Annotated in this window: 4 protein-coding genes and 1 pseudogene; 4 read left to right on the top strand and 1 reads right to left on the bottom strand. The window is 30.7% G+C overall.

Annotation, left to right across the window (positions count from 1 at the left end; translation table 11 throughout):
* Positions 1–171, bottom strand: a 171-nt coding sequence (locus N7U62_RS23310) for a DUF6943 family protein (protein ID WP_404818043.1), incomplete at its 3' end; no start/stop codon positions are given.
* A gap of 673 nt (positions 172–844) precedes the next feature.
* Between N7U62_RS23310 and N7U62_RS22685 the strand changes: the two genes are divergently transcribed.
* The 4 genes and pseudogenes from N7U62_RS22685 to N7U62_RS22670 all read left to right on the top strand — a co-directional run.
* Complete coding sequence (locus tag N7U62_RS22685) at positions 845–1,264, top strand: ParA family protein (RefSeq protein ID WP_264140466.1); 420 nt, start codon at positions 845–847, stop codon at positions 1,262–1,264.
* Positions 1,251–1,622, top strand: coding sequence for a ParA family protein (locus tag N7U62_RS22680; RefSeq protein WP_264140465.1), 372 nt, complete (start codon positions 1,251–1,253; stop codon positions 1,620–1,622). Before N7U62_RS22685 ends, N7U62_RS22680 begins: the two co-directional genes overlap by 14 nt.
* Positions 1,623–1,633: 11 nt before the next feature.
* Positions 1,634–1,939: a ParB N-terminal domain-containing protein gene (locus tag N7U62_RS22675; protein WP_264140464.1), complete on the top strand. Its 306-nt coding sequence runs from the start codon at positions 1,634–1,636 to the stop codon at positions 1,937–1,939.
* 116 nt (positions 1,940–2,055) lie between these two features.
* Positions 2,056–2,355, top strand: a pseudogene (locus N7U62_RS22670) (hypothetical protein); the annotation flags it as partial.

Here is a 2,355-nt window from a genome sequence, read left to right as displayed (position 1 = left end):
TAATACCATATAGTAAAAATAGTCTGGTAGTAACTGGGATCTATCCGTTAAAACAATGAAACAATTTGCTGATGGCTCTCGCATTCGTTTACCAGCATGACTCGCTTTCGATTGGATATAAAAGTCTGCTTGTAAAGAAGAATTGACTGAATAGCTTTGAATAAGATACATAATAAAAGCTGGGGTTAGGTTGAACAAAAAATTTATTCGACCTCCAGCTCTATATCTGGACTTCATGCAAACAGGAAACTCAATAAAATTTTATGGGGTAGTCTTTTGCTACTTGTCCAGATATGGAGCTAACTTTATTAATTTTTTGAGATACTGTGGGTGGGTTTGCCATATAGATTGGCTTACTATTTTCTTGAATCCTATGATTCAAAATTGAATTATGTAATATATGCTTATCTAACAATTTATATTTTGTCCTTTCAATATCCAGTTGACTTTTTTTCTCTTGGAAGACCACACAAACAACTCATCTTCATTAACTCTGTTCTTTCTACTGGAATTGATTGATAGTATATAAGTACTGGATCTAGATTTGACAGATTAACTCCATTAGGAAAAATTTCATGCATGTTAATCATTTTGAATACTCTCTTTATTATATAGCACACGATCAATATCAAAAAATAGCATCCTTCGATATTTGGCAATAAGCTGTTTTATTTAAACTAACCAAACAAAAAATTAGATTACAAATAGTAAAATTAAATTCTAAAAAAACTTTAATAGCTTCCAAATTCACAACTATTTCATAAATTAAATTTTTTACATTTTTTGTTTCTTTTATTATCTACAGAATAGGACTAAGTTTGTAACAGAAAGAAAATTTGATAACATGATAATTTCAATTTTAAATATGAAAGGCGGAGTAGGTAAAACTACTACAACTTTAAACCTCGGTTATGCTCTGGCTCAACAGGGTTATAAAACATTACTAATAGACAATGACCCTCAAGGTAATTTAACTACTGGTATAGGTATCGAAGAATACGAGCAAACAGTAACTGACACATATTTAAATGGAATTCTTCCTATCCATCAACTTTCTGAAAAATTACATGTAATTCCTGCCGATATTACATTATCCACTGTTTATAATGAATTAAGCAATAAAGTTGATGCTAATTTCAGGCTTTTTAAGAGCTTGAAAGCTGTTAATAAAGACTACGACTACATTTTAATAGATAATAGGCCAGATGCGGGTATTTTAGCTTCAAATTCAATTTTGGCTAGATCAATTCATGTATTTAGTTAAATCTGGTGATGCTTACAGTTTAAATGGTATTCTAACTTTCGAAGAAATAATAGAAGAACAGGTTAAACCCCTACTTGAATTACAAGGCAGAAACATTAACCTTTTAGGTGTTTTAATTAATCAAACTAAAAACACTAATGTTAGCCAGCACATCGAAGATCAGTTAGTAGATTACTTTAAAGAAAAAGTTTTCGATACAAAAGTTAGAATTAATTCTGCCATACAAGAGGCTGTAGTATTAAAAATAAGTGTAATTGAGCATGCTCCTAAAAGTAATGGTGCATTAGATTTTACTACCTTGGCTCATGAAGTAGTAAAACGCACAAAAGGTAAAAAAGCAACCATCCAAACAGCATAAAACTAAATAGTATGGCAAACTTTAAATCTAAAATCAAAACAGTTGATTCTGTTTTAACAAAGAAACCAAAGAAGAAATTACCTGTACTTATCAAAGACAGTAACGATATTGAAATTCTAAATGAGTTACAGGTCTTTATTCCTCCTTTACAAGAAGAGGAATTTAAGTTGTTAGAAAAAAGTCTGGTTGAAGAAGGTGTACGTGATCCAATAGTAGTCTGGAAAGAAAAAAATGTGATTGTTGATGGGCATAATAGATGGGACATTATTTTAAAACACAGTCTTAAAGACTATTCTATAAAAGAGATGTCTTTTTGATTCAATTGATGAAACCAAACAATGGATGTTGAATAATCAATTGGGTAAACGAAATATTACTACTGCTCAAAGAAGTTACTTGAGAGGTATGCGATATCTCATGACGAAAAAGAGTCATGGAGGTAATTCATGTGCCGAGTTCTCAAAATGAAAACTCGCTCAAAGATGACTCTGAAAAAGCGAGTTCTCAAAATGAAAACTTGAAGACTAATGAGAAAATTGCCAAGCAATTTGATACCTCTGTAAGCACAATTATGAGAGATGCCGATTTTGCTAAAGGATTAGAAAATATCGGTTTAAGTAATCCTGAATTAAAGAGAGATATTTTAATAGGAAAAGTAAAAGCTAACAAAGGATTAATAACAGACTTTGCTAAAGTTGAGAATCCTGAAAAAATGAAAGTAACATCTGTATCA

Origin of the sequence: Reichenbachiella ulvae (assembly GCF_025833875.1) — a bacterium.
GTDB classification, from domain to species: domain Bacteria; phylum Bacteroidota; class Bacteroidia; order Cytophagales; family Cyclobacteriaceae; genus Reichenbachiella; species Reichenbachiella ulvae.
Note: the sequence above shows the minus strand (reverse complement) of the source record. Positions and strands in the feature narration are given on the sequence as shown.